The organism is Halomonas faecis, assembly GCF_010993975.1.
Lineage (GTDB): Bacteria > Pseudomonadota > Gammaproteobacteria > Pseudomonadales > Halomonadaceae > Halomonas > Halomonas faecis.
In genome coordinates this window covers 1-2,991 of the sequence record NZ_JAACZO010000026.1, presented here as the reverse complement: position 1 = coordinate 2,991, position 2,991 = coordinate 1, and the positions used below count along the sequence as shown (strand labels likewise).

The 2,991-nt window shown below is 56.9% G+C and carries 3 protein-coding genes; all 3 read right to left on the bottom strand.

Features of this window, described 5'->3' with window-relative positions; genetic code table 11:
• Nucleotides 1–315: 315 nt before the first annotated feature.
• Nucleotides 316–1,386, bottom strand: a complete 1,071-nt coding sequence (locus GFD32_RS11755; protein ID WP_205599116.1) for an alpha/beta fold hydrolase — start codon at nucleotides 1,384–1,386, stop codon at nucleotides 316–318.
• A 120-nt stretch (nucleotides 1,387–1,506) separates the two neighbouring features.
• Complete coding sequence (locus GFD32_RS11750; protein WP_163576812.1) at nucleotides 1,507–2,322, bottom strand: alpha/beta fold hydrolase; 816 nt, start codon at nucleotides 2,320–2,322, stop codon at nucleotides 1,507–1,509.
• A gap of 92 nt (nucleotides 2,323–2,414) precedes the next feature.
• On the bottom strand, nucleotides 2,415–2,831 hold the full coding sequence (locus tag GFD32_RS11745) for a GNAT family N-acetyltransferase (protein WP_240455633.1): 417 nt from the start codon (nucleotides 2,829–2,831) through the stop codon (nucleotides 2,415–2,417).
• Between the last annotated feature and the right edge of the window lie 160 nt (nucleotides 2,832–2,991).

Genomic DNA, 2,991 nt, shown 5'->3' with positions numbered 1-2,991 from the left:
TCACCAGGCTCACCGCATCCGCCTTGAATTCATCGGAAAACCGACGTCGAGTCTTCTTGGTCATGAACACCTCCACTGCCTCCATTATGAGGCTTATCGGGGTGTCCGCTCCAATTGGACCACTTCACCTGGCGCTCTGTGAACGAAGATGTTTTCTCTGCGACTGACATGATTCCGCCTCCTGTGCTGCTTAGCATGTCGTAGGTTCAGCCTACGAAACGAAACCACGCTGCACATGAGGCAGATGTCCCGGGGAAGGTCATGAATATCAGGAAAACCGGGACGACTGTCCCGGGGGGAGGGAAGGTCAGCAACTCATTCGTCGCCAAAACCCGCATTACGGGCTTCGACCACCAGTTCCGAGCGGGTTGAGATCGCCAGCTTGCCGCAGATGCTGCTGACGTGATTGCGCACGGTTTTGGGCGCCAACGACAAGGTGTCGGCGATATGGGTGTTCGAGCACCCGCGGGCAACCTGCTCCAGCACCTCACACTCGCGGCGAGTGAGCTCATGGAAGAGGGAAGGTTGGATCACGCCCCTTTGTGGGTTGTCATCGAGAAAACGCCGGATTTCCCTGATGAACGGTCGCCAGCCCGGATCGTGAGGCTGCAGGATATGATTGCGGCCCTCAAGCGGTAAAAATCGACAGTCGGGAATCCGGCTAGCCAGATCCCGCCCGGCCTCAAAGGGCACCATGTTATCGGCTTTGACATGCGCGGCCAGGGTGGGTGTCTGCAACTTGGGCAACTGGCTGCGAATATCAATCTCATGAAAGCCACGCCAAAGCCCGGCAGCGGTCGACCGGTCTGCCGTCAGGCGCTGAAGATCGTCCCACCAGGTAATCTGATCCGGGGCATCGGAGGGCGACAGCAGGCGGGCAAAGACTTCTCGGAAGGCACCGGTTTTGCGGCCCCAGCCGATCTCGATCATGCGAGCCAGGGTTTCGGCTTCCTCAACCCGGTATTTCGACATGCCCTCAGAAAACGCACCGCATGAGTAGGCGTTGTAAAGAATCAGGTGGCTGACTCGCTCCGGGTGCCGCAGTGCATAAGTCACGGCAATCGCCGCTCCCTGGCATACGCCCAGAATCGGGAAACGTCGCCAGCCCAGGCTGTCCACCACGGCCTCCACGTCGCGCACCCAAGCTTCCAGTGTCTGCCCATTCACGTCCCTGTCGGACAGGCCGGAACCGCGAATGTCAAAACGCGCCAGCGTATGATCGCGCGTCAACTCTCGCAGCCAGTGCCGCCATATCGGGCTGTCCCAATCATGCTCGATATGAGTCATCCAACCGCCCACGCGCAGCAACGGCCTACCCCGCCCGGCAGTTGCGTAGGCGATGCGCACATCATCCGTCGTGGTGCAGAAACCGATCCGTTGTCTCATATCAATAGCCCAATGCTTGTTCTACTCGACGCCCCACGCCGGCCATCAGAGGCCAGCGAAAGCAAGCGCAGCGCCGGTTTCGAAGGTCCCCCGAATGGTTTGTTGAGTGTCGAATCTGGATCATGCATAACCGGCGTCAAGGAATTCACGAACGATCGGATTGACCAAATCTGGATGGGTGAGCGGCGCCATATGGCCTCCCTCGCCCACGGAGTGGAAAGACCAGTGAGGACAGGCCTCGGCAAAGATATCGACGATCCCCCGCATGGGTAATCGGGTCGCCTGATCGCTGACCAATAATGTTCTCGCAGTTAGGCTTTTCCATTCCTCAACCGTGGTCTCCTCTTGCATCACGGCATCCCATTCGAAAAAATTAGGCGGCAACGCTTCGGCGAAGGCGACCCGCCGCTTCTCTGGCATTGCACTCCATGCTCCGTCACCTAGCCAGTAGTCGGCAAAGCGTTCCGCCACGCTTGACCAATCTCCCAATGCGCCAAAGTATTTCACATGATCTCGCAGAGCGCATGATTCGAGGAATGCTCGCGTTCGACCATTCTGCTTGAGTAAATAAAACGGGTTCGGTTCGAAGAGAACAAGGCTGCCAACCCGTGGCCCAAGCAGCATGGCGGCCTTCAACGCCACAGAGCCACCGAAGGAGTGCCCGACCAAGTGGATGGGACTCGCTACTTCCTCGCTCAAGGCCAGAACTAGTTGGGCCTGTGCATACAAGGATTGCGGAGACGTTCCTGGCCAGGCGGTCGTCTCTCCGTAGCCGAATAGATTGACCGCCAGGACTCGGTAGCGATCCTTCAGAGCTTCGGTGAGTGCACGCCATTGCCGATTGGCGCTGACGGAACTATGGACCAGTACGACGACCGGCCCCTGCCCATCGTCCGTGTAGTCGATCTTTAACCTTCCTTTTGAGAGAACTGGCATAACTTACCTCCGGTCTGCGACGCCCAACGCCCTTTCATAGGCGGCACGGCGTAGCCGCGTCCGGCGCCGAAGGCGCGTACTTTATGTATTTGTTACGTGTTCTGGCCGCTGCCATTGATATATGAGTAAAGCTCAATATCAGAACGCGGCTCCCAGCCCAGGTTGCGCCAAAACCGCTTAGCGAGTTCATTGGAGCTTAGAATCATCACATGCGACTTCAATATTCCCTCGGCCTTTAACGATTCCAGGCACATCGATACGAGCTGAGATGCAACGCCTTCTCTTCGGAATTGATCCGCCACGGCCAAATGCTGGATATACCCACGCTTTCCGTCATGTCCCGCCATAATCGTGCCAATCACTTTCTCGGCGTCTGTGGCTACAAAGCTGAGACCCGGATTCCTCCGAAGGTATTTATCGATACCCGCTAAGGAGTCAGCCTCACACAGCTTGACGCCTTCCATTTCGCTCCATAATTGGACTACGTCTTCGTAGTCCTTGATCGTCATTGATCGGTACTGCAACGGTAGCTCCTTAACACGTAACGAGGCTGTAGAAAAACCCTTTTCCGGCCATCCTACACCCTTCCTATTGGTTCAAATCTTCCGGCATAGCGGCGTCCGGCCCATCATTCATGAATCACGCCACTGATGCCGATGTTGATCTCTA

Coding starts and splice junctions, on each gene's coding strand:
- GFD32_RS11750 (WP_163576812.1), bottom strand. CDS start 2,322: ATGCCAGTTCTCTCAAAAGGAAGGTTAAAGATCGACTACACGGACGAT.
- GFD32_RS11745 (WP_240455633.1), bottom strand. CDS start 2,831: ATGACGATCAAGGACTACGAAGACGTAGTCCAATTATGGAGCGAAATG.
- GFD32_RS11755 (WP_205599116.1), bottom strand. CDS start 1,386: ATGAGACAACGGATCGGTTTCTGCACCACGACGGATGATGTGCGCATC.